Annotated in this window: 19 protein-coding genes; 4 read left to right on the forward strand and 15 right to left on the reverse strand. The window is 62.0% G+C overall.

The genetic code is table 11. From position 1 onward, the window contains the following. Positions 1-191: 191 nt before the first annotated feature. Together AB9L16_RS24190 and AB9L16_RS24195 are read right to left on the reverse strand one after the other, a co-directional pair. Positions 192-770 carry a YceI family protein gene (locus AB9L16_RS24190; RefSeq protein WP_039757580.1) on the reverse strand — a complete coding sequence of 193 codons (579 nt, stop codon included), beginning with the start codon at positions 768-770 and terminating at the stop codon, positions 192-194. Positions 771-801: 31 nt separating this feature from the next. Next, the gene (locus tag AB9L16_RS24195) at positions 802-1,353 is read right to left on the reverse strand and encodes a cytochrome b (protein ID WP_041476792.1); all 552 of its coding nucleotides are present in this window, start codon (positions 1,351-1,353) and stop codon (positions 802-804) included. Between the two features lie 300 nt (positions 1,354-1,653). On the opposite strand from AB9L16_RS24195, the gene AB9L16_RS24200 reads away from it, so the two are divergent. After that, positions 1,654-2,151, forward strand: a complete 498-nt coding sequence (locus tag AB9L16_RS24200) for a hypothetical protein (protein ID WP_252877040.1) — start codon at positions 1,654-1,656, stop codon at positions 2,149-2,151. 363 nt (positions 2,152-2,514) lie between these two features. Here the strand turns inward: AB9L16_RS24200 and AB9L16_RS24205 are convergent, their stop codons facing one another. After that, positions 2,515-4,284: a flavin monoamine oxidase family protein gene (locus AB9L16_RS24205; protein WP_236167701.1), complete on the reverse strand. Its 1,770-nt coding sequence runs from the start codon at positions 4,282-4,284 to the stop codon at positions 2,515-2,517. Between the two features lie 221 nt (positions 4,285-4,505). Between AB9L16_RS24205 and AB9L16_RS24210 the strand changes: the two genes are divergently transcribed. Continuing rightward, positions 4,506-5,912: an adenosylmethionine--8-amino-7-oxononanoate transaminase gene (locus tag AB9L16_RS24210; RefSeq protein WP_375122809.1), complete on the forward strand. Its 1,407-nt coding sequence runs from the start codon at positions 4,506-4,508 to the stop codon at positions 5,910-5,912. 208 nt (positions 5,913-6,120) lie between these two features. Continuing rightward, entirely contained in the window at positions 6,121-6,840 is a 720-nt protein-coding gene (locus AB9L16_RS24215; protein ID WP_071172238.1) for a 16S rRNA (uracil(1498)-N(3))-methyltransferase, read from the forward strand. 175 nt (positions 6,841-7,015) lie between these two features. On the opposite strand, the gene AB9L16_RS24220 is transcribed toward AB9L16_RS24215, so the two are convergent. After that, a complete protein-coding gene (locus AB9L16_RS24220) occupies positions 7,016-7,633 on the reverse strand; it encodes a hemolysin III family protein (protein ID WP_039757573.1) in 618 nt (205 codons plus the stop codon). Positions 7,634-7,774: 141 nt separating this feature from the next. Between AB9L16_RS24220 and AB9L16_RS24225 the strand changes: the two genes are divergently transcribed. Beyond that, positions 7,775-8,695 carry a LysR substrate-binding domain-containing protein gene (locus AB9L16_RS24225; RefSeq protein WP_056786436.1) on the forward strand — a complete coding sequence of 307 codons (921 nt, stop codon included), beginning with the start codon at positions 7,775-7,777 and terminating at the stop codon, positions 8,693-8,695. 197 nt (positions 8,696-8,892) lie between these two features. Here AB9L16_RS24225 and madM read toward each other — a convergent pair whose 3' ends face one another. From madM to AB9L16_RS24280, 11 genes are all read right to left on the reverse strand, one after another. Continuing rightward, positions 8,893-9,657, reverse strand: coding sequence for a malonate transporter subunit MadM (gene madM, locus AB9L16_RS24230; protein WP_024014642.1), 765 nt, complete (start codon positions 9,655-9,657; stop codon positions 8,893-8,895). A 5-nt stretch (positions 9,658-9,662) separates the two neighbouring features. Beyond that, positions 9,663-10,055, reverse strand: coding sequence for a malonate transporter subunit MadL (gene madL / locus AB9L16_RS24235; RefSeq protein ID WP_016772756.1), 393 nt, complete (start codon positions 10,053-10,055; stop codon positions 9,663-9,665). 67 nt (positions 10,056-10,122) lie between these two features. Further along, complete coding sequence (mdcH, locus tag AB9L16_RS24240; RefSeq protein WP_375122810.1) at positions 10,123-11,043, reverse strand: malonate decarboxylase subunit epsilon; 921 nt, start codon at positions 11,041-11,043, stop codon at positions 10,123-10,125. After that, positions 11,040-11,660 (reverse strand): malonate decarboxylase holo-ACP synthase, encoded by a 621-nt coding sequence (locus AB9L16_RS24245; RefSeq protein ID WP_375122811.1) that lies wholly within the window; start codon positions 11,658-11,660, stop codon positions 11,040-11,042. The genes mdcH and AB9L16_RS24245 overlap by 4 nt, the downstream gene beginning before the upstream one ends. After that, on the reverse strand, positions 11,654-12,439 hold the full coding sequence (gene mdcE, locus AB9L16_RS24250; protein ID WP_375122813.1) for a biotin-independent malonate decarboxylase subunit gamma: 786 nt from the start codon (positions 12,437-12,439) through the stop codon (positions 11,654-11,656). The genes AB9L16_RS24245 and mdcE overlap by 7 nt, the downstream gene beginning before the upstream one ends. After that, positions 12,436-13,287: a biotin-independent malonate decarboxylase subunit beta gene (locus AB9L16_RS24255; RefSeq protein WP_353188103.1), complete on the reverse strand. Its 852-nt coding sequence runs from the start codon at positions 13,285-13,287 to the stop codon at positions 12,436-12,438. Before AB9L16_RS24255 ends, mdcE begins: the two co-directional genes overlap by 4 nt. Beyond that, complete coding sequence (locus AB9L16_RS24260) at positions 13,280-13,579, reverse strand: malonate decarboxylase subunit delta (protein WP_056786420.1); 300 nt, start codon at positions 13,577-13,579, stop codon at positions 13,280-13,282. Before AB9L16_RS24260 ends, AB9L16_RS24255 begins: the two co-directional genes overlap by 8 nt. Beyond that, the gene (locus tag AB9L16_RS24265; protein ID WP_375122814.1) at positions 13,579-14,436 is read right to left on the reverse strand and encodes a triphosphoribosyl-dephospho-CoA synthase; all 858 of its coding nucleotides are present in this window, start codon (positions 14,434-14,436) and stop codon (positions 13,579-13,581) included. The genes AB9L16_RS24260 and AB9L16_RS24265 overlap by 1 nt, the downstream gene beginning before the upstream one ends. Continuing rightward, positions 14,436-16,106, reverse strand: coding sequence for a malonate decarboxylase subunit alpha (gene mdcA, locus AB9L16_RS24270; RefSeq protein WP_016772750.1), 1,671 nt, complete (start codon positions 16,104-16,106; stop codon positions 14,436-14,438). The genes AB9L16_RS24265 and mdcA overlap by 1 nt, the downstream gene beginning before the upstream one ends. A 416-nt stretch (positions 16,107-16,522) precedes the next feature. Next, positions 16,523-16,993, reverse strand: a complete 471-nt coding sequence (locus tag AB9L16_RS24275) for a chemotaxis protein CheW (protein WP_071172230.1) — start codon at positions 16,991-16,993, stop codon at positions 16,523-16,525. Next, on the reverse strand, positions 16,986-22,895 hold the full coding sequence (locus tag AB9L16_RS24280; protein ID WP_375122815.1) for an Hpt domain-containing protein: 5,910 nt from the start codon (positions 22,893-22,895) through the stop codon (positions 16,986-16,988). Before AB9L16_RS24280 ends, AB9L16_RS24275 begins: the two co-directional genes overlap by 8 nt. Positions 22,896-22,903 lie beyond the last annotated feature (8 nt).

The following is a 22,903-nucleotide window of genomic DNA, read 5'->3' on the forward strand; positions in this document are numbered from 1 at the left end:
CGATTATCTCTGCCATACCGCAATACCCCTGTGGGAGCGAGCCTGCTCGCGAAGGCGGCGGGTCAGCTGAATCTTTGCCGATTGACACACCGCTTTCGCGAGCAGGCTCGCTCCCACAAGGAATAGCGTGTTATGACAAAAAAAACGCCCCCGACCTTTCGACCGGGGGCGTTTTCATGTGGCGGCGAAAGTTATTTCGCTTTCACACCTTCAAACGAAACATACAGCTCGACCGCGTCGGACTTAGGACCGAGGTCTTTCTGCTTGCCGAAATCGGAGCGCTTGATGGTGGTGGTGCCTTCGAAGCCGGCACGGTAGCCGCCCCATGGATCCTTGCCTTCGCCCAGGAAGGTTGCCTTGACGACAACCGGCTTGGTCACGCCCAGCAGGGTCAGGTCGCCGGTCACGTCAGCGGTGTTGGCACCGGTGGACTTGACGCTGGTGGACACGAAGGTAGCCTTGCCGAACTTGCTGGCGTTGAGGAAGTCAGCGCTGGCGATGTGCTTGTCGCGCTCGGCGTGGTTGGTGAACACGCTGGCAGTGTTGACGTTGAACTCGATCTTGCTGTCTTCAGGCTTGGCAGCGTCGAAGCTGAACTTGCCGTCGATGTCCTTGAAGGTACCGGTGATGTAGCTGTAGCCCAGGTGGCTGATCTTGAAGTCGACGAAGGCGTGCTGGCCTTCCTTGTCTACTACATAGTCAGCAGCCATTACGTTGGCGGACAGCACGGCCGAACCGATTGCCAGAGCGGCCAGAGTCTTTTTCAACATGCTTTCTTTTCCTTTGAGTCGAGGTTGAATTTCAGGCTTTGCGACCGAGCATTCGAGTGAGGGTCGCATCACGATCGATAAAGTGGTGCTTCAATGCTGCCAACGCATGGAGACCGGAAAAAATTACCAGTGCCCACGCCAGCCACAGATGAATCACCCCAGCGGTATCTGCCTGATCCGGTAGTCCGGAGAGCAGAGCAGGGACTTCAAACAGGCCAAACACCGGGATCCCGACACCGTCTGCGGTGGAAATCAGGTAACCGGCAATCATCACAGCGAACAGCGCCAGATACAGAAACCCGTGGCCGAACTTAGCGCCGATACGGGTCATGCGGCTGTAGCTTTGCAGCGTTGGCGGCGGTGGGCTGATGAAGCGCCACAGCACCCGCAACACCATCACACCAAGCAGCACCAGACCGATGCTCTTGTGCAGATCCGGCGCGTCTTTGCGCCAAGTGCTGTAGTAATCCAGCCCAACCATCCACAGACCCAGTGCAAACAGCCCGAAGACCGCCAGCGCCACGCCCCAGTGCATGAAGATGCTGACCCAACCATAGCGCGAAGAAGAGTTACGTAGCTGCATTGCCCAAATCCTGTGAGAACTGCGAACCAAGACTAGCGAGTTATCTATCGAATTAAAGCGGAAAATTTTGCTTTGAAATATCGATAAATACGATCAAGAGTCTGCGAGCGGGGTGTTAAGGAAGGATTAAAGGCGATTCCTGCGTAGAGCGCTTGTACAAATGACGGGGGCTGCATTGACCATCGTCATCTCTGCACACGCATACGGCGAAACTCGACCCTGATAACTATGTACCGCTGATGCGCAATTCAAACCTGCTCGAATGATGCTTCTTTTCATTATTCAAACAGGCACGAAAACATGGCTCTGCGATATACGCCCTTTCAAGCAAGTGGTTCGTCTGTACTGCCGCCCAATCAAACGATGTCTGCGGGCCAATTCCTGCAATCCGAGAACGGTCGATTTCGTCTGATGCTGCAAAGCGACGGGAACCTCGTGCTCAAGGACGGTGAGGCGATCATCTGGATCGCCGACGCCAATCAACCTTACAGCGCAACTTTGCACCCGAAGAAGATGCGCGAGCCGCTGCAGTTTGTGATCAGCAACAGCGGCTTTCTTTATGACCCCTCCAGGCGACGATTATGGATCGCGGAAAGCACGCACAGCACCGACAAGTCGCTTTGGTACAACACATACATGACTGTGCAGGACGATGGAAACCTGGTGATTTACGACCAGCGCACGGGCAGTCTGCGCTGGGCGCGTTTCGGTTTCATTCCCGGGCGCCTGCGCAAACCCAAGCAAAAGTGGCTGAGGAAACTGCCGAACGGGACAGAATTCTTCAAGTGGGAGTTTTGACTGACCAGCCATTCATGGCCGATCAGTTATGGAGTACTGCCGGCGGTTGCAGGCATTCGGCACTGTAGGGGTCTATGTGGCACTTGTGCGCCAGTTCAGAACCATAGCCGCCGGGGAAAAATTGCCCGTTGCTACATCCGGAAAGTGCAATCAAAACCAGTATCGCGATAAGCGTTTTCATAGCATGCCTCCAATTTTTTCCAGCATAAAATTGGCGCGCTGGCAGCCGCTATCACCTCATTCCGAGCATCTTGTGGGAAGGCTCCGGTACGCCGGTAAGTCCCGTAACCGGATGACGAAGGACTGAAACGCAGGGCAAAAAAAAACGCGACCCGAGGGCCGCGTTTTCATGTGAACAAAGCCTTACTGCGCCTTGGTCTCGGTCGTTGCAGCAGGCTTGGCCGCTGGCTTCTTCGCCGGTTCAGCCTTCTTCGCCGCCGGTTTGGCCGCCGGCTTTTTCGTTTCGGTTTTTGCCGCCGGTTTCTTCGCCGCTGGCTTGGCCGCTGCTTTTTTCGCCGGCTCGGCTTTTACCGGGGCCGCTGGCTTCGGTGCTTCCACCGGCGCTGGCGCAGGTGCCGGGGTCGGTGCAGGCGCTGGAGCGGCCGGAGCAGGTGCTGGCTCTGGCGCTTTCACAGGCTCTGGCTTCTTCTCGTCATCCGAACCGCCGAACAGGTTGCTGAAGAAGTTGCCCTTCTTCGCCGCTACCGCACCCGCCGCGCCTGCCGCAGCTGCAGCCGGAACCACTTTGGCCGGTTCGAACGACTTGCCTGCCGCCAGATCTTCAACCTGGCTGGCCGCGCGCTGGCCGGTGCGCAGTGCGCCTTCCAGAGTGCCCGGGTACAAGGTGTCGGTGTGTTCACCGGCAAACGCTACGCGTTGCAGCGGACGTTCCCACAGGCGCCAGAACTTGCTGATCTGCCCCGGGCCGTAAGCCAGGTAGGCGCCGCCCATCGACGGATCGGTGCTGTAGCGACGGATTTCATAACCGGTGAACGAGCCACGGGCCTGTGGGTAAAACGCGTGCAGACGGATCAGCACCTGATCGACCATCTGCTTGTCGCCGAACGCCTGCATCACACGGGCGTTATCGCCGGACAGGTTGATCACCACGTTGGCGCCGCCCTTCAGTGCCGGTTCGATCCAGAGCATGCCCAGACCGGTATTGCTGTAGATCTCGCCGGACATGCGCGATTTGCTTTCCCACACTGGCGTCTTGAACTTCAGCATGATCTGGTCGCGCCAGCCGTAGTTGGTGCCTTTGATCGCCGCCAGATGCTGGGCATCCAGCGCCGGGGTCAGGGCGATCTTGTTCAGCGCGCGCAGCGGTACCGCCAGGACAACGTAGTCGGCCTGATAGCCGACGCTGCCGACTTTGACGGTCACACCGTCCTTGTCCTGGATGATGGCCGAGACCGGCGAGCTGGTCTTGATGGTCTTGATCTGTTTGACGAAGGCCTGGGCCAGGACCTGGCTGCCGCCGACCAGACGCGAGGCGCGCAGGTCGCGGTCGGAAACGCCGCGATAGACGCGGTTCTGCTGAGCGAAATACAGCAGCGACAGACGCGAAGGTTCGTCGTAGTGGGTGCGAATGTCCTGGTTGATCAACTGACGCGCGGTGGCCGGCAGGTTCTGCTTGTCGAGCCAGCTCGATACGGTGATCTGGTCCAGTGCATGCAGGGTGGCGGTCGCCGCCGGGTTCTGCGGGTCGTCGATCGAGCGCGCCAGATCGTCGAGGGTTTTCTGGTAGCGCTTGAGCGCATCGGCGGTGGCTGGCTGTTTGGTGGCCAGATCAGCGGCGGAGAAATAATCGCCGTCGATCAGATAACCCGGCGTACGGACGAATTCCGGCGCCGGCGTGGTGCCGAGCTTGAAGGTCGACACGTACTTGTTCAGCACCGGCTGAGTCTTGTCGTTGCCGATCCACTCGCTGGTGGCCATGCCCGAGCGCCCGCCCAGGCTCGGTTTGGCTTCCAGCAGGGTGACCTGCCAGCCTTTGTTCTGCAGTTCGTAAGCAGCGGTCAGACCCGACAGGCCGCCGCCGATCACGATCGCGGTTTTATCCTTGGCCAGCGCCGTAACGCTGAACAGCCCCAACATCACCAGCGCACAGGCGCGCAGCCAACCGACAGACATTCAGCGAACTCCGGAAAACACGTAGGAAAAAGCAGTTTGCGGGTCAGACGACCCAAATAACCGCGAAGAATACGTTAGCCATCAAAACGCCGCCAGCGACGTCTATCGGCTCAGACAAAGTAGCTCAATCGACACAATGGGTTGTTCCCGCGCGATGCATTGCATAGGCTTGCGCGATTGTTCGCCCGCGCCTGACGCGAGCCGCCTCGAGGAGACTGTAAATGGGCCTGAATAACCAGTGGATGCAACGCGATCTCGCGGTGTTGTGGCATCCCTGCACCCAGATGAAAGACCACGAACAGCTGCCGCTGATCCCGATCAAGCGCGGCGAAGGCGTTTGGCTCGAAGACTTCGAAGGCAAGCGCTACCTCGACGCAGTCAGTTCCTGGTGGGTCAACGTGTTCGGCCACGCCAACCCGCGCATCAACCAGCGCATCAAGGATCAGGTCGATCAACTCGAACACGTGATCCTTGCCGGTTTCAGCCATCAGCCGGTGATCGAGCTGTCCGAGCGCCTGGTGAAGATGACCCCGCAAGGCCTGAACCGGGTGTTCTACGCCGATAACGGCTCGTCCTGCATCGAAGTCGCGCTGAAGATGAGCTTTCACTACTGGCTCAATCGCGGCCAACCGAACAAGAAGCGCTTCGTCACCCTGACCAACAGCTATCACGGCGAGACCATGGCGGCGATGGCGGTCGGCGATGTGCCGCTGTTCACCGAGACCTACAAAGCGCTGCTGATGGACACCATCAAAGTGCCGAGCCCGGATTGCTACGGCCGGCCCGACGGCATGAGCTGGGAAGAACACTCACGCAATATGTTCGCGGCCATGGGACAGACGCTGGCAGAGAATCATGACAGCGTCGCGGCAGTGATCGTCGAGCCGTTGATTCAGGGCGCGGGCGGCATGCGCATGTATCACCCGGTCTACCTCAAGCTGTTGCGCGAGGCCTGCGACCGTTACGGCGTGCACCTGATCCACGACGAAATCGCCGTCGGCTTCGGCCGCACCGGAACGATGTTCGCCTGCGAACAGGCCGGCATCCGCCCGGACTTCCTCTGCCTGTCGAAAGCCCTCACCGGCGGCTACCTGCCGCTGGCCGCGTGCCTGACCACCGACGAGGTCTACAGCGCCTTCTACGACGACTACCCGACCCTGCGCGCCTTCCTCCATTCGCACAGCTACACCGGCAACCCGCTGGCCTGCGCTGCGGCATTGGCGACCCTGGACATCTTCGAGCAGGACAACGTCATAGAGAACAACCAGGCCCTCGCTCAACGCATGGCCTCGGCGACCGCGCATCTGGTGGATCATCCGAATGTGTCGGAAGTGCGCCAGACCGGCATGGTCCTGGCGATCGAGATGGTCAAGGATAAAGCCACGAAAGAGGCCTACCCTTGGCAGGAGCGTCGCGGTTTGAAGGTCTTCCAACATGCGCTTGAACGTGGCGCGTTGTTGCGGCCACTGGGCAGCGTGGTGTATTTCCTGCCGCCGTATGTGATCACCCCGGAGCAGATCGACTTTCTGGCCGAAGTGGCCAGTGAAGGTATTGATATTGCTACGCGTGACAGCGTCAGTGTTGCGGTGCCGAAAGACTTCCATCCGGGATTCCGCGACCCGGGCTGATCGATACCAAAGGTTCGAGAAGGACCCTGTGGCGAGGGGATTTATCCCCGTTCGGCTGCGCAGCAGTCGTGAAATCAGCACACGCGGTACTCCTGACTCACCGCGTGAGCAGATTTTGGGGCGGCTTCGCCACCCAACGGGGATAAATCCCCTCGCCACAAAAGCTCTTCACCACAGTGACTACGCGCCAATTTTTTAGAGACCCGAAATGAGACTGTCCCGCTTCTTTATCGACGCCCCGCTGAGCACTGGCGAACACGAACTGCCGGAGGCCCAGGCGCATTACATCAGCCGCGTGTTGCGCATGGCCGAAGGCGATGCGGTGCAGTTGTTCGACGGTTCCGGCCATGAATTTCGCGGGTCCTTGGTGGACGTCGGCAAGAAACGCGTGGTTGTACAAATCGACGAGCAATTCGCCGGACAGGTCGAATCGCCGCTGCAGATCCACCTCGGCCAGGGCCTGTCCCGGGGCGAGCGCATGGACTGGGCGATTCAGAAAGCCACCGAACTGGGCGTGACGCAAATCACGCCGATCTTCAGCGAACGCTGCGAAGTGCGGCTCAAGGACGAACGCGCCGACAAGCGCTTGCTGCACTGGCGCCAAGTGGCGATCAGTGCCTGCGAACAGTGCGGGCGTTCACGGGTGCCGGTGATTCATCCACCAGTATTGCTGGCGGACTGGCTCAAGCAGACTGAAGCCGAATTGAAACTGGTGCTGCATCCGGTCGCAGAACCGCTGGTCAGCCATGCCAAACCGGCGACGCTGGCGTTTCTGATCGGACCGGAAGGTGGGTTGACGGATGGCGAAGTCGAGCAGGCCAAAGGCAATGGCTTCCACGCCGCCCGCCTCGGCCCGCGCGTGTTGCGCACCGAGACCGCGCCGGTGGTGGCGTTGGCGGTGGCCCAGCAACTGTGGGGTGACTTCTAAGGCCCCTTCGCGAGCAGGCTCGCTCCCACATTGGATCTAGGGTGTTCACAAAACCAGAGTTCACTGAAGATTTATTGTGGGAGCGAGCCTGCTCGCGAAAGCGGTGTTTCATTCAACGAAGGTGTTGGCTGACCTGACGCCTTCGCGAGCAGGCTCGCTCCCACAGGGATTGCATTTACAGGACGTAAAACAGAATCGCGACAAAGTGCAGCAGACTCCCGGCAATCACGAACAGATGCCAGATGCCATGGGCATGCCGCAGGCGGTGATCCAGGGCAAAAAAGATAATCCCCACCGTATACAAAACCCCGCCCGACGCCAGCCAGGCAAACCCGGCCGTGCCCAGTGCGGCAATCAGCGGTTTGACCGCGACCAGCACGATCCAGCCCATCACCGCGTAAATCACGATCGACAGAATCCGCGCCTCGGAACGCGGTTTGATCTCTTGCAGGATGCCGATCAGCGCCAGCCCCCAGACAATCCCGAACAGCGTCCAGCCCCACGGCCCGCGTAACGTCACCAGACAGAACGGCGTGTAGCTGCCGGCGATCAACAGGTAGATCGAGAAATGATCGACCTTCTTCATAATCGCTTTCTTGCGCCCGCGCACGCTGTGGTACACGGTCGAGGCGCTGTAGAGCACCAGCAAGGTGAAGGCGTAAATGGCTACGCTGACGATCTTCCACGGACTGCCGTCGAGGCTGGCAATCACCAGCATCCACACGCCGCCGATAAACGCGGCGATGGCTCCGACCAGATGGGTCCAGGCGTTGAGTTTTTCCCCGTGATACATGTATTGCTCACCTCACATTCGTTACCGCAGCGCGCAAGGCTCGGGCCTTGAGCGTAAAAGCGCAATGTTTCTGTTCAACCTCGCCTGCGCGGCCCGCGGGAATTGGGCACAATCGGCGCATTAAAAAAAAGAGTCCGCGCCATGCTGATCGACGAAGAATTGACCCTGAAAAAACTCGAGGTGTTCCTCGCCTTCATGCGCACCGGCAACCTCGCCCGCGCTGCCGCTGAACTGCAGACCAGCAACGTCAGCGTGCACCGCGCCATTCACTCTTTGGAAAATGCTCTGCGCTGCCCGCTGTTCAAACACGAAGGACGCAACCTGACGCCGCTGGAAAGCGCTTATGTGCTGGAGGAACGTGCGCAGAAGCTGATCAACGACGTCGTCGACAGCGTGCGCCTGACCCGCGAAGCCGCCGGATTCTCCGCCGAGCGTTTCAAGCTCGGCTCGCTGTATTCGCTGACGGTGAAGACCGTGCCGCAGCTGATCATGGGCCTGAAAATCCGCCGCAGCGAACTCAACATCGACCTGATCCTCGGCTCGAACATCGACCTGCTCTACAAGCTGAAAAACATGGAAGTCGACGCGATTCTGGTGTCGCTGGACGACAGCATCAACGATCCGGACTGCGAACAGATTGCGCTGTTCTCCGACGACATCTTCCTCGCCACCCCGGCGGATTCAAAATTCGCTCAGCGCAGTGAAGTCGATCTGGCGGAAGTGCGCGATGAAACCTTCATCACCCTGACCCAGGGCTTCGCCACGCATCAGGACGGTGTGCGGGTATTCAAGCAAGCGGGGTTCGAGCCGAAGGTGGCGATGCAGGTCAATGACATCTTCACCCTGCTGAGCATGGTCAGCTCAGGGGTGGGGTACGCCTTGTTGCCGGGGCGGATTGCGGCGGTGTACGAGAATCGGGTGAAGCTGATTCCGTTGCAGGAGAAGTACCGGTTGCAGCAGCACATTGGCGTGGTGTTTCTCAAGGCCAAGGAGCGTGACCCGAATTTGCTGGCGTTGCTGGCAGAGTGTCGGATGTATGCCAATCGGCAGGCTGGGGTTTAGATCAAGATCAAAATCAAGAGCTACCCCCTCACCCCAGCCCTCTCCCCCAAGGGGTAGAGGGGAAAGGGAGCAGATCGGGGGCTTTTTCAGAACCTGAGTTCGACTTAGAAATTTCAGGTCGATGTATAACGCCAGAACAACTCGGTCAGTCCCCTCTCCCTCCGGGAGAGGGTTAGGGTGAGGGCAGCTTAAATTGACTAACCCATCAACCCGCGCATCGCCAGAAACAACAGCGAAGGCCCAAGCAGACACCCGAGCGCGGTGTAGAACGCCGCCGTCAGGCAACCGTACGGCACCAGCTTCGGATCGGTGGCCGCCAGGCCTCCGGCAACGCCGCTGGAGGTGCCCATCAAGCCACCGAAAATCACCGCGCTGCGCGGATTGTTCAGGCCGATCATCGGTGCCACGAACGGTGTCATCACCATCACCAGAATCGCCTTGATCAGCCCCGCCGCAATCGACAGCGCCATCACCTCGGAACTGGCACCAATCGCCGCGCCGGTCACCGGGCCGACAATGTAAGTCACGGCACCCGCGCCAATGGTGGTCAGGCTCACCGCATCGGTGTAGCCGAACGCCATCGCCACGCCGACCCCGGCGACGAACGAGGTGCCAACGCCGACAAACAGCGCCAGCACACCGACGAGTCCGGCGCGTTTGAGCTCATCGACACTCACGCCAAACGCCGTCGCCACAATCGCGAAATCCCGCAGCATCGCACCGCCGAGCAGGCCGATGCCGGACAGCAGGGGAATATCCACCACGCCTTTTTGCCCACCGGTGAGTGCGCCGCCGATATACGACAGCACCAGCCCGAGCAGAATGGCGATCGCCGAACCGTGCAGACGGCCCTTGGTGAAGGTGTTGGACATCCAGTAGGACACCCACATGGTCAGGCCGACAATCAAAAAGCCGCTGATCAGACCGTAGCCGGTGATCACTTTCATCATTGATTCGTACATGGCGATTACCCCGCAGTCTTGGCAGGAGCAATCGGTGTCTCTTGCTTGTTGCCCATGCGTGTGAGCACCGGTACCAAGGCAAAAGCGATCACTACGGCGAGGGTGCCGGCAAGAATCGCCATCGGCCCGCCCTTCAGCGCACCGTAGACATTCTGCTGCGCGGCCATGGCGACCACGATGGGAATGTAGATCGCGCTCCAGAACTCCACGCCCTGCTCGGTCTTGCCCTTGAGCCAGCCGCTCTTGTAGAGATAGCTGCCCAGGCCGATCAACAGCAGCATCGCAATACCGACACCGCCGACATTGGCCGGCACGCCGATCAGCTTGCCGAGCAGTTCACCGACCCAGATTCCGACCAGCGTGCAGAAGGCGAGAAACGCCACACCGTAAATAATCATTGTTGTAGTCCTCAAAGTGCATCGTCGAATGTTGTTTTTGTTGTTCGAAGCTTGAGTCGCGGCGGTTTTAGAGTTGGCGGCCACCCTCCTCGCGCAACAGCGCTTGCAGGGTATCGAGGCGGGCACTGTCGAAGGCAGTGACGGTACCTTGCTCGAACACCCGGCGCGCCAGCCCGGTCAGCACCGCACCGGGCGGCAGTTCGATCTGTAGACGTACGCCCCGCTCGTAGGCGCTTTGCACGGTGCCGCGCCAGTCCACCACGCGGCACATGTTGAAAGCGAGGTCATCTCGCAGCGCTTCGACTTTGCTCACAGGGCGGGCGCGGCTGCCGCTGAGATAGCCGATCCGTGGCGTTTTAAGTTCGACCCTGGCGAAGGCTTCGGCAAGCGCCTGCGCCGGTTTTTCCAGCAATGGGCAATGCGACGGCACGCTCACCGCCAGCCGCTTCGCCACTCCGGCGCCGCGACTGCGTGCCAGTTCGGCCACCGCTTGCATGGCCTTGTCGCTGCCGGCAATCACCACTTGGTTATCGGCGTTGATGTTGGCCATATACACCGGCGCATCTTCGCTGTGCACTTGCGCCAGCAGCGTTTCGACGGTGGATAACTGCAAGCCGATGATCGCGGTCATGCCGTAGCCCTGTGGATAAGCCTGTTGCATCAGCTCACCGCGCAGACTGACCAGATGCAGCGCATCGCTGAAACTCAAGACCCCCGCCACCACCGCCGCCGGATAAGCGCCGATGGACAGGCCGGCGACGTAATCCGCAGTCAGTTCATCCTGCAATAACTGCCGCGAAGCAGCGACACCGGCGATCAGCAGGCACAGCTGAACCGCTCGTGTCGTGCGCAATGCCTCGGCTGAATCCAGCAGCGCAACATCTTCGCCCAGTACATCACTGGCCTCGACCAGCGTTTCCCTTGGCAAACGCTGGAGCATGCCCGCTTGCTGCGCGCCTTGGCCGGGAAACACCAACAGGCTGCTCACGCTGCCTGCTCCTGCGGGTTCCACGGATCCGTCACCAGACAGGCCTGATAAGCATTTTTCAGCAGCACTCGGGACGAACCGCTGGCCCATTCCCGCAACGCCACAGCGCCGAACGGCGTCTGCAATTGCATGTCGACCCGGCACGCAGTTTGATCAAAAAGCGCGACCAGTTCGCGCGCCTGATCACGGCCGATCATCTGCGGCGCACGCAGAATCAGATCGAGATCACTGGCCGCATGCATTGCTCTGAAACCACTGGCCAATTCAAACCCGACACTGCCGCTGACACCCCAGACCCAACAGCAGTCATCGAGCATCGGCCGCAGTTGTTTGAGCGCCTGCATCACCGGCAGATCTCGCTCGCACTCAATATGACAAAGGGCTTCGGGACTGACCCGACAGGCAATCGAATCCAGCGCCATAAATGCCGCCAGCCGTTGTTCACGCAACACACCACGAACGCCGACCGCGACAAAACCGTCAGCACTCACCGCCCGGCGCACCACCACCGGTTGCCCGGCCGCCAGCGCCGCGATCGCCCACTGCGGCGCATCCGCCGGCAACTGCGCCGGGGTCATGCCCCAGAGCAGATCGTGGGCCAGGGGCAGGTTCACCACTGCGCCCTCAGCAGTTCGCGGACGCGGCTGGAGGCGGCACGATTGCCCGCACCAAGGCGCCCTTTCAAATCAGTGCTGGTCACATCGCTGATCGCTTGCTTCAGGCACTCGCTCACCCGCGCCAGATCTTCCGCCGTCGGTTGTTCGATCTGCTGCACCGAGAGGGTTTCCCAGAGCAGACCGAGGCTGGCGTAGCTGTCGATGTCGTAGGCCATCGGCGGCACGCTCGAGGCCAGCGCTTCCAGTTCCTCGACACTGCGCAAGGTCACCCGCGCCGCCGAGGCTTTGCCCATCGCGTGGACCATCACGCCGGGATCGCGCAGGGCGATCAGGCGATTGGCCTGATAACCGTGGGCCAGAAACGCCCCCGACATGGCCTTGCCCACCAGCAGCGCAATCACCGGATGCCCGGCCAGACGCGCACGGGCATAACTGTCCGCCGCGCCGGCCAGCGCCTGATGAATGCCGAGGGCTTCTTCGCGGCGGCCATACGCCTGGCTCGGCACATCGACGATGGCAATGATCGGGCGCTTCTGCGCGCTGTCGCGGTCGGCGCTGATCGCGTCATCCACAGCCTTGGCCAGCCCCCAGCCTTCGAGCAGACCGACCTCGCCATTGCGGGCGCGGGGAAAACGATTGTCCGGGTCGGCGACCACGGCGATAAAGCGGCCGAGCTCAGCGTCGGCGACTTTCAACGACGGCGGCAAACCTTCGACGACACTGGCGCCAGCGCTGAGCGCATTGAACCAGTGCAAACCGCGCAATGAATAACCGCTCATGAGCGCTCTCCTTGATACAGATCGCGAACCACCGACGGTTCGATTTGCTGGTCAGTGTTCAGCTTGCCGAGGCGTTGCAGGAACCACTCGGCGCGCTGACTGCGCGGCTTTGCCGGCAAGCCTTGCTGGAGCAATTCACCGACCTGCTGACGAATCTGCGCCACATCATCGCCGACATAACGGTCCACCAGCCCCGTGTTGAAACGCTGTTCGCCGCCGGTCAGGCTCCAGATGAAGGGCCGGTCGCGGGAGTCGTATTCCTCGATCCCGGCTTCCTGCTCGATCACCTGCGGGCCGTTCAGACCGAGGCGTGCTTCCTGAGTCACCAGCAAATAACTGCACAGCGCCGCAGCAATCGACATGCCGCCGAAGCAACCGACACTGCCGGCGACCACGCCGACCACCGGTTGGTATTGCTGCAGATCGACAATCGCCGCGTGAATATCGGCAATCGCCGCCAGCCCTAGATTGGCTTCCTGCAAGCGCACGCCGCCGGTTTCCAGCAGCAACACGGCGCGGGTGGGGATGCCGTTGCGGTTGTCTTCGGCGGCCAGTTCCAGCGCACCGGCAATCTTCGCCCCGCCGACTTCACCGAGGCTGCCGCCCTGAAACGCGCCCTCAATCGCCGCGATCACCATTGGCAAACCGTCGAGGCGGCCCTTGGCGATAATCACGCCGTCGTCGGCTTGCGGCACTACGCCCTGGCGCTCGAGCCACGGCGACATGACCCGTTGAAACGGATCGAGCAGTTCGCGAAAGGTCCCGGCGTCGAGCAAGGCTTGCGCCCGCTGCCGCGCGCCGAGTTCGACGAAACTGTGTTTGTTCAGCAACGCTGCGCTGTCAGTCATGGCCGATCTCCTCGAAACCCTGTTCCAGACGCAAGCGCACTACCCCCGGTGTCGCGCCGAAATCGTGGATATCGATGGCCATCGCCGGCGGCGTGGTGCCGTCGAACATCCGCGCAAACAGGTGTTGCCAGCGCTGCTGCGCGCCGTTGACCGAGGTCTGCACGTTGATCGTCAGTTTGCCGGCCAGACCCGGTTCGATCAGCACTTCCAGATCCCCCGAGCCGACACAGCCGACCAGCGCCCGCCCGCGTGGCGGCTGCCCGGCGGGGAATTCAAACGATAGGCTTTCCATCAAAACGCTCCCTGAACAATGCCGTCGCGCTCGATGCGATCGAGCAGCAGCGTGGCCGCGAGCAAGTCAGCGGCGCCACCGGGCGAGGCATTCAATGCGATGAGTTGTTGATCCAGTTCGTGCAGGCGCCGGCGACCGCTGAGGCTGGCGCTGCCGCCGGCATCGAGTACCGCTTGCGCGCCGGCCTGCATGGCGTGCAGGCCCGTTTCCCCGGCACGGTAGAGCACGCAGGTGTCGGCCAGCTGGGTCATGATCGCCAGCAACGCATCGAGCCGGGCGTTCTGCTCGCCGTGGCCGTTGGCGCGGCTTTTCTGCAGTTGCGGCAGGCCGCGTTGCAGCACGGACGGGAAGCCCAGTTGCGCTTCTTCGCGAGCACCGCGTGCGCCGTAACGCTGGGCGACTTGTGCGCCGTGGCTGAGCGGTGTCGGTGCGTAGCGGTCGTCGAGCAGTGCCAGGCGGGCGGCACACAGGGCGACGGATTTCGGTTGCAGCGCGGCGGCCGTCACCAATAATCCCAGCGCCCAGATCGCGCCGCGATGGGTGTTGACGCCGTTGGTCGTCGCGAGCATGGCTTGCTCACCTTCCCGACCGATCCGGCCAATCGCTTCGCGTAACGGTAAGCCGACTTCGCCAATGGTTTGTGCGGCCTCGGCCATTTCCTTGAATGCCGGCCACAATGCCAGCGCCGACGCGTGCATCAGGCCCAGGTGCAGATCGGTGTGTGCGCCATTGCCGCGACGGTCGACCAGCGCCGGTTTCGGCGACAGATCGGCTTCGTCGATCAGCGCGTCCACCGCCAGATCGGCCAAGCGGTCAGCCAGGGACAGCGGTTTCGCTTGCAGGTTGAATGCGTGCATTACCAGCTCCTGAATTTGGCGGGCGGGTTGTACAGGCCACCGGACCACTCGACCAGATCGGCGACGCTTTTCGCCGCGAGCAATTCGCGGGTGGCGTCGGTGCGGCGGATGCCGAGGTCTTCGGGCAAGGCGATCAGGCCTTCGCGGCGCATGCGTTCGGTGTCTTTCGGGTTGTGCCGCAGGCCGATGGCGGTAACCCCGGCAACCGCCGCGATCATCGCCTGGCGCTCTTCCAGCGAGCGCGCCTTGTACAGGTAGGCGATGCCTTCTTCGGTGAGCAGGTGGGTGACGTCGTCGCCGTAGATCATGATCGGCGCCAGCGGCATGCCGCTTTTCTTCGCCACTTCCACCGCGTCGAGCGTTTCGACAAAGGTCGGTTTGCCGCCCTCCTGGAAGGTCTCGACCATTTGCACCACGAGTTTCTTGCCGCGTTCGAGCATCGGTTGCGGCCCGTCGGCGTGGCGCATGTCCAGCCACGCCGGGGTGCCGTGACGGCGGCCGCGCGGGTCGTGGCCCATGTTTGGCGCACCACCGAAACCGGCGAGACGGCCCCGAGTCACCGTCGAGGAATGGCCGTCGCCGTCGACTTGCAACGTCGCGCCGATAAACAGATCCACCGCGTATTGCCCGGCCAGTTGGCAGACCATGCGGTTGGAACGCAGCGAGCCGTCGCGGCCAGTGAAGAACACATCCGGCCGAGCGGCAATGTAGTTTTCCATGCCCAGTTCGGTGCCGAAGCAATGCACGCTCTCGACCCAGCCGCTTTCAATCGCCGGGATCAGCGTCGGGTGCGGGTTGAGCGTCCAGTTGCGGCAGATCTTGCCTTTCAAACCGAGGGATTCGCCGTAGGTCGGCAGGATCAGTTCGATGGCGGCGGTGTTGAAACCGATGCCGTGGTTGAGTGACTGCACATTGTGTTTTTCGTAGATCCCGCGAATCGCCATCATCGCCATCAGCACGTGCACAGGCTTGATGTGGCGTGGGTCGCGGGTGAACAGCGGTTCGATGTAGAACGGCTTGTCGGCGACCACAACGAAATCGACCCACGACGCCGGGATGTCTACGCGAGGCAGCTCGCTGACGTCATCGACTAATTGGTTGACCTGGACGATAACGATACCGTCGCTGAACGCCGCCGGTTCGATCAGTGCGGGGGTGTCTTCGGTGCTCGGGCCGGTGTAGATGTTGCCAGCGCGGTCGGCCATGAAGCCGGCCGAGAGCACAACGTTGGGGATCAGGTCCACGACGAGGCGGGCGTAGAGTTCGATGTACGTGTGAATGGCGCCGACTTCGAGCAAGCCATCTTCGAGCAACTGGCTGATGCGCAGGCTCTGGGTGCCGGCGAAGGAGAAATCGAGCTTGCGGGCGATGCCGCGTTCGAACAGATCAAGGTGCTCGGAGCGGCCGACGCTGGGCATGATCATGTGCAGATCGTGGAGCTTGGCCGGGTCGGCCTTGGCCAGTGAACGCGAGAGGAAATCCGCCTGCTTCTGGTTGTTACCCTCCAGCACCACGCGGTCGCCTGGGTGGATCAGCGCTTCGAGCGCGGCGACGATCTTGTCGCTGGGCAACACCGCGCCATCGGCCAGCCCGCGCACCTTGTCGAGCCGGCGCTGCTTCTCGTCACGCCGCCGCGTCCAGCGCGAGTCGGGGGAAATTGTTGTTGTCATGCTCACTCCACGGGGTTCGCTGTCGTGGAGCCAAGTTAGGCGTGTGCGGTGAGGGCATCAATCAAGCTGGGCGGTGAATCATTACGCTGAGCGTAACGTTCAAAAGCTACCCTCACCCTAGCCCTCTCCCGGAGGGAGAGGGAACCGATTGGGGGATGCTTGGGAATGACGCTGACCTGAGCCCGTTGTAGTGAATCCATAATCGACTCGGTCATTCAGGTCGATGTAGGACGCGAGACACCTCGGTCGGCTCCCTCTCCCTTTGGGAGAGGGCTGGGGTGAGGGGCTTTTGATCGTTCCCACGCTCTGCGTGGGAATGCCTCCACGGACGCTCCGCGTTCGGCTCTTGATGGGACGCGGAGCGTCCCGGGCTGCATTCCCACGCGGAGCGTGGGAATGATCAGTCAAGCCTTGGATCAGCGGGCCAATCCCGCATCCACCAGTAACTGCTCCAACCCCAACAGATCCGGCACCTTGGCCACCTGCTCGCCCACCTGCACCGCCGCCTGCTCCAGTGCACACAACGGCACATCCACGTAACTCAACTGACTGTCCAGCTTGTATGACCGAGGGATCCCCTGCACCAGCAGGGCGATGAATCTCAGCTCGGGCAAGCCGCCCAGCGCATTCAGAATGACGATCCGCGCCCGTTCGCCGATGACGATTTTCTGCCCGCAGGCCGATTCGAAACTGATCAGCGGAATCTGCCGCTCACGCCAGGTCACCCGGCCCAGGTACCACGGCGGCGTGTCGAGATCGAAGGCGCTGGCCTGGTAGTCGATCAGCTCGGCAATGGCGACATTGGGCAGGATCAGGTTGCGATCGGCCAGCGGCAGCAACAGCCCGGTGAGCTGGCTGGTGCGCGGGTTGTGCCGGTGCTCATGCATGTTTCTTGCTCCACTGGGCGATGCTCTCCAGCAACACCGATTCCTGATACGGCTTGCCGAGGTAGTCGTTGACGCCGATGGCCATGGCGCGGTCGCGGTGTTTCTGCCCGGTGCGCGAGGTGATCATGATGATCGGCAAGTGGCACAGGCGTTCGTCGGCGCGCACCTGGGTGGCGACTTCGAAGCCGTCCATGCGCGGCATTTCGATGTCGAGCAGCATCAGGTCGGGCATATGTTCTTCAAGCAGCAGCATCGCATCGACGCCGTCCTTGGCAGTCAGCACGTTCATGCCGTGGCGCTCGAGCAAACGGCTGGTGACCTTGCGCACCGTCACCGAGTCATCGACGACCATAATCAGCAACGGCTTGTGCGGTTCGCTGTCGATCTCCGTGGGCGTCGGTTCCTGCGCCAGCCGCGCCTGCATCGCGCGGATCGGTGCGAGCAGATCCAGAATCAGCACCACCCGGCCGTCGCCGAGAATCGTCGCCCCCGACACGCCCTGCACCGCCGCGAACTGCGGGCCGAGACTCTTGACCACGATCTCGCGGGTGCCGGCCATGGAGTCGACCAGCACCGCAACATGACGGTCGTTGCAATGCACCAGCAGCACCGGCAACGGCAGGTTCTGCCCGAGCAGTTTCGGCCGTGGCGCAGTCTTCAACAGCTCGCCGAGATAGCACAGCTCATAACGCTGGCCGCCGTATTGATAACTCGGTGGATCGTGACGGAAATGCCCTTCCAGATCATTCGGCAACACACGCACGATGCCTTCGATGGTGTTCAGCGGAATCGCATACTGATCCTCGCCGCACTGCACCATCAGCGCGCGGTTGACCGACACGGTGAACGGCAGGCGAATGCGGAAATGCACGCCCTGCCCCGGCACCGAATCGATACTCATGCTGCCGCCGAGCTGACGCACCTCTTCGTGGACTACGTCCATGCCGACGCCACGCCCGGAAATCTGGGTGATCTTTTCCGCCGTGGAAAACCCCGGCTGGAGGATGAACTGCAAAACGTCGCGATCGCTGATCTCGGCGTCGGGCGCCAGCAAGCCGCGTTTGATCGCCTTGCGCCGCACGGCTTCCAGCGGCACCCCGGCGCCGTCGTCGCGGATGTCGAAAACCATGTCGCCGCCCTCGCGCGACAGATCAAGGGTGATCTGCCCTTGCGCCGGTTTGCCTGCCGCCAGCCGCACATCGGCGGGTTCGAGGCCATGGTCGACGGCGTTGCGCAGCATGTGTTCCAGCGGCGCGGCCATGCGTTCCAGCACATTGCGATCCATCTCGCCATCGGCATTGCCGACGACAAAAGCGACATCCTTGCCCAGCTCTTCGGCGACCTGACGAACGATGCGTTTCAGACGCGGCACCATGCGTTCGAACGGCACCATGCGCGTACGCATAAGGCCTTCCTGCAGCTCGGTGTTGATCCGCCCCTGTTGTTGCAACAGGTTTTCTGCGTCGTGATTGCGGCGGTCGAGGGTTTCCTTGAGGTCGAGCAGGTCCGAGGCGGATTCGAACAGCGCCCGCGACAATTGCTGCAACTGCGAATGGCGATCCATTTCCAGCGGATCGAAGTCTTCATAACCGAGGCGTTCGCCATCGACTTGCTGGCGGCTGAGAATGCGCCCCTGGGTTTCGGTGTCGAGGCGGCGCAACTGATCGCGCATACGCTCGATGGTGGTTTCCATCTCGTTGAGGGCAATCTGCGCATCGTTGACCTGCTGCTCGATCCGTCCACGAAAGATCGAGGTTTCCCCGGCCAGATTGACCAGCTCATCGAGCAGTTCGGACGAGACCTTGACCATGTCCGCGCCAGCATCGGCGCTCGGCGGCGCGGCCTCGGGCTTGATGACTGGAGCCGGCGCTGGCGGCGCTTCAACCTGCACCGGGTGACTGAAATTCTGGATCGCATTGATCAGCCGATCGGCCGGTGGGCACGGCTGCCCGGCGCGCACACCATCGAGCATTTGCGCCAGTCGGTCATGGCCGCGCTGCACCAGCGCGAACAGTTCGGCGGACGGTTGCAGCACACCGCTAGAGAGACTTTCGTAGAGAAATTCCAGCTCATGGGCGAGGTCGCCGATCGGGCCGATTTCGACCATCCGCGCACCACCCTTGAGGGTGTGCAGATCGCGCAGCAGGGTTTCGATTTCCTGACGGTTGCCCGGCTCGGCCTGCCAGCGCAACAGCGCGGCGCCGGAGCTTTCGATGATGTCGAAACCTTCTTCGAGGAAGATCTCCAGCAACTCTGGATCATGCCCGGCGTTGTCATGTTCGACCGCTGCGTGGGCAGATTCGCTGGCGGCCTGGCCCTGACGCAACTGACGGATCGCGTCGATCAGATCCTGCGCCGGGGTCAGCGCTTGATGCGCTTGCAGTTGCTCCAGCATCAGCGCCAACCGCTCATGACTGTGCTGCAACAAACCTTCGAGCACGGCGCTGTGGTTGTAGCGCCGATCGACCAGCCCTTCGTAGAGGTTTTCCAGTTCCTGGGCAAGGTCGCCGACGGCCTCGACCTCGGCCATGCGCGCGCCGCCCTTCAGCGTGTGCAAGTCGCGCTGCAATGACGACAGCGGCGCGGCGTTGTCCGGATCCTTGCGCCAGCGCTGCAAGGCTTGCCCGGCGCTGTCGAGAATGTCCACCGCCTCTTCGAGGAAGATTTCGACGATTTCGTCGTCAGGCTCAAGGGCGGCAACCGATTGCTGCAATTGCGCGGTGGCGCTGCCCAGTTCGCGAATATCCAGGGTGCGACTGCCGTCGCTGCGGATCAGGCCCATCGCCGCCGGGTCGAGACCTTCGTCAAGCAGATCCTGCAAGGCGCGAATCCGCTCCGGTTGCGCGGTGATTTCCTGGCCGGCAGCGAGCTCGTCGAGCATGTTGATCAGCGCTTCGTGGGCCAGTTGCGCCTCGTGGAAAAACCGCTCACTGACCGCCAGGCTGCTTTCTTCCACCGCGCCATACAGGTCGAGCAAAGCTTCGCAGAGGCCATCGACCGGAAGCAGATCGGCAAGTTGCGCGCCCTCGCCCAGAGTGGTCAGCTCATCGAGCAAGGCGCTGAGTTCCTGGCGCTCGCCGGGGTGTTGCTGCCAGCGCTGCAAGAGGTTTTCGGCGTCGAGGAGGATGTCCATGCCCTGGGCGAGGAAGTTGTTGATCAGTTGCGGATCGCGCTTGAGGCGCAGGCCGCTGTCAGCGCCATCGGAGCTGGCTTGCAGGCGCTCGGCGAGCAGCGCCTCGGTGCGTTTGATCAGCGACTGCGCACCGACAATCGGCGCCAGCGGATCGTGTTTGAGCTGACGCAGGCCGACGCGGAACAAGCCCTCGGCTTCGAGCAGCAATTCGACCTCGTCCAGATCCAGCGGCAACTGATGCGCCTTGAACTCGCGGGCCAGTTGATCCAGTGAAGCCGCCAGTTCGGCCATCGGCAATACGCCGGCCATCGAGGCACTGCCCTTGAGCGTGTGCAGCGCCCGTTGCAGCTCGTCGCTGGCCGGTAACGGCACCTGTTCGGCGGCCTGATCGAGGAAACGGTTGAGGCTGGCGAGGTGGGTTTCGGCTTCTTTGCGGAAGATTTCCAGCAGCAGCGGATCGAGCGCGGCGACGTCGTCGGTGTCTTCGGCAGCCAGCGGCTCATCGCCTTTGGCCAACGCGTGGGCGCGGGCGGCGAGTTGGTCGACATCGTTGCGCTGGCGCTGACGCTGGGTGGCGAATTCGTTGATCAACTCGGGCAGCAGCAACAGCGTGTCGCCGAGCAACTGGCGCAGCACTGCGCCGGGCTCGACGCTTTGTTCGAGCACGCGGTTGAGCAGATTTTCCACGGCCCAGGCCAGTTCGCCAAGGACCAAGGCACGGACCATGCGCCCGCTGCCCTTCAGGGTATGAAAGGCCCGGCGCAGTTCGGTCAGTGCGGCGCGGTCCTGCGGATTGGCGGTCCAGCGCGGCAGGTATTCGTGGAGGACCGCGAGGACTTCGTCGGTCTCTTCGAGGAATACTTCGCGCAGTTCATCGTCGACCGGTTCTTCATCGGTCGGCGGCGGCATCAGGCTGTCAGGGGTGTTGCGCGCCGGCGGGTTGAGCGCCGACACCGGGCTGGCCAGCACCTCGGCGAGCGACTGCACGACGTCAGGGTCGTCAAGGGTTTGCAGATCCTGCATGAGCTGCGCTTCGCTGGGGCTGAGCACCTCATCGAGCACCGGCACTTGCGCTTCGCCGGGCTGCTCGTTGGCAAAGAAGCCGAGGCTGGCAAGGCTGTTTTGCGCGACATCGAGCAGATGCTCGGCGGGCGCCTGCGGGTCGTCGCTCAGGCGTTCGAGGTAATACTCCAGGCTGCTGATCACATCGGCCAGATGATCGAGTTGTTCCCAGCCCGGTTCGTGGGCATCGAGCATCAAATGCTCGCGAATGAAACCGTTGCAGGCCTCGACCAGACTCGCCGCGCGGGCCAGCGGAATCATCGCCAGCGCTCCGCGCACCTGCGTCAGCAGTTCGGGCAGCGGTTGCAGATGCTGGCGGTCCCAATCGGCGTCGATGTAGTCGACGATCATGTCCTTGGCCTGTTGCAGGCAGATGCGCGCTTCCTTGATCACGATCTGATGGATCTGCGTCAGGTCGGTGGTCGGCAGGCGTGCGTCTTCGGCGCTTTGCGTCTCCACCGTGCCGACCATGCCGGCCAGCGTCGCTTCGACGTAGAGCAAGGCCCCGGCGACGTCCATGAGGATAGCGTCGTTCGGTTCGCGCTGGCCTTGGGCGAGGCTGAGCACCACTGCCAGTTGGTCGATGATGACTTTGCGCGGCTGGCCGAAACCAAGCACCGCGAGGGTGTCGGCAATCTGCCGCAGCGGCGCGAGCAGGCTGTCCAGATCCGAGGCGTGCTGGCGGTCGCTGCGCACGAACAGATCGAGGCGCTCCTTGACCCGCACCAGCTCTTCGCACAGCGCCGCCAGCACCGAGCGCATGGCATCGCGGTCGGGGCCGGCGAGGCGTGCGCGTTCTTCATCGACCATCGCGCTGTCGGGCAACGCGTCGTCCAGGGAGTAGTGATCTTTCATGGTCAGCATCTGCCCGGTGGGATGTTCGGCTTTGGCAATATAGAACAACAGGCTTTTCAGCAGCTCGGCCGGCGCCGGCTGATTGAGCCCGACGATGCCCTGCTCGAGCAGGCGCTTGAGCTCTTGGTCGGTGTCCTTGAACAGGCTGCGCAGCGCCGGACTGTTGGCGATGACGCCCTCGCGCATGCCCTCGACCAATGCCGAGGCGATTTGCCACAAAGGGCTCAACGGCGCGTCGCCGCTCAGCGCTTCGAGACGGCTGAAGACTTTGGCCAGATAGCCAAGGTGCGTCTGGTCGTCCTGTTCGCGCAGCAGACCGACCAGAGCCATTTGCAGCATCTGCCGCAGTTTGCGCAGCACGTTCGGCAGATCGGGCGGTTCCAGCGCGGCGAGTGCCTCGTCGCCGAGCGGCGCCAGCTCGGGCAGTGGCGGGCTGAACAGGCTGGTTTCCGCCAGCAGGCTTTCACCACGGGCGCTGCGCAGATCGTTGATCAGCGGCAACACCACCAGCGGCAGGTCGCGGCGGGCGCTCTGCACGCGGTCAAGGTAAAGCGGCAGTTGCCCCAAGGCTTGCAGCAGCAGGTGCAAGGCCTCGTCGCGGTGTGGCACGCGTTGATGTTGCAGGGCTTGGACTAGGTGTTCCATTTCTTCGGCGAGCAACGCTGCGCCGTAGAATTCGACCATCTGCAGACTGCCGTGGACCTGATGAATGTACGCCAGGCACTCGTCCAGACCGGGAAAGGCCTGCGGATCGTCGAGCACGGCTTCGATCGCCTGATGCGCCAGCCTCAGCGTTTCGGCAATTTCGCCCTTGACCCATTCCAGGGCCACGTAGTCGTGCCGATCACCCATAACCACTC

Origin of the sequence: Pseudomonas sp. LW8 (assembly GCF_041956865.1) — a bacterium.
Taxonomy (GTDB): Bacteria; Pseudomonadota; Gammaproteobacteria; order Pseudomonadales; family Pseudomonadaceae; genus Aquipseudomonas; species Aquipseudomonas siliginis.

Bases quoted from the DNA above. Each gene is read 5' to 3' on its own strand.
- AB9L16_RS24275 (WP_071172230.1), bottom strand. From the start codon at position 16,993: ATGCATGAGCACCGGCACAACCCGCGCACCAGCCAGCTCACCGGGCTG.
- AB9L16_RS24225 (WP_056786436.1), top strand. From the start codon at position 7,775: ATGCTGATCGACGAAGAATTGACCCTGAAAAAACTCGAGGTGTTCCTC.
- AB9L16_RS24190 (WP_039757580.1), bottom strand. From the start codon at position 770: ATGTTGAAAAAGACTCTGGCCGCTCTGGCAATCGGTTCGGCCGTGCTG.
- AB9L16_RS24260 (WP_056786420.1), bottom strand. From the start codon at position 13,579: ATGGAAAGCCTATCGTTTGAATTCCCCGCCGGGCAGCCGCCACGCGGG.
- AB9L16_RS24220 (WP_039757573.1), bottom strand. From the start codon at position 7,633: ATGTATCACGGGGAAAAACTCAACGCCTGGACCCATCTGGTCGGAGCC.
- mdcE (WP_375122813.1), bottom strand. From the start codon at position 12,439: ATGAGCGGTTATTCATTGCGCGGTTTGCACTGGTTCAATGCGCTCAGC.
- AB9L16_RS24215 (WP_071172238.1), top strand. From the start codon at position 6,121: ATGAGACTGTCCCGCTTCTTTATCGACGCCCCGCTGAGCACTGGCGAA.
- AB9L16_RS24210 (WP_375122809.1), top strand. From the start codon at position 4,506: ATGGGCCTGAATAACCAGTGGATGCAACGCGATCTCGCGGTGTTGTGG.
- AB9L16_RS24200 (WP_252877040.1), top strand. From the start codon at position 1,654: ATGGCTCTGCGATATACGCCCTTTCAAGCAAGTGGTTCGTCTGTACTG.
- madL (WP_016772756.1), bottom strand. From the start codon at position 10,055: ATGATTATTTACGGTGTGGCGTTTCTCGCCTTCTGCACGCTGGTCGGA.
- AB9L16_RS24255 (WP_353188103.1), bottom strand. From the start codon at position 13,287: ATGACTGACAGCGCAGCGTTGCTGAACAAACACAGTTTCGTCGAACTC.
- mdcA (WP_016772750.1), bottom strand. From the start codon at position 16,106: ATGACAACAACAATTTCCCCCGACTCGCGCTGGACGCGGCGGCGTGAC.
- madM (WP_024014642.1), bottom strand. From the start codon at position 9,657: ATGTACGAATCAATGATGAAAGTGATCACCGGCTACGGTCTGATCAGC.
- AB9L16_RS24195 (WP_041476792.1), bottom strand. From the start codon at position 1,353: ATGCAGCTACGTAACTCTTCTTCGCGCTATGGTTGGGTCAGCATCTTC.
- AB9L16_RS24280 (WP_375122815.1), bottom strand. From the start codon at position 22,895: ATGGGTGATCGGCACGACTACGTGGCCCTGGAATGGGTCAAGGGCGAA.
- AB9L16_RS24205 (WP_236167701.1), bottom strand. From the start codon at position 4,284: ATGTCTGTCGGTTGGCTGCGCGCCTGTGCGCTGGTGATGTTGGGGCTG.
- AB9L16_RS24265 (WP_375122814.1), bottom strand. From the start codon at position 14,436: ATGCACGCATTCAACCTGCAAGCGAAACCGCTGTCCCTGGCTGACCGC.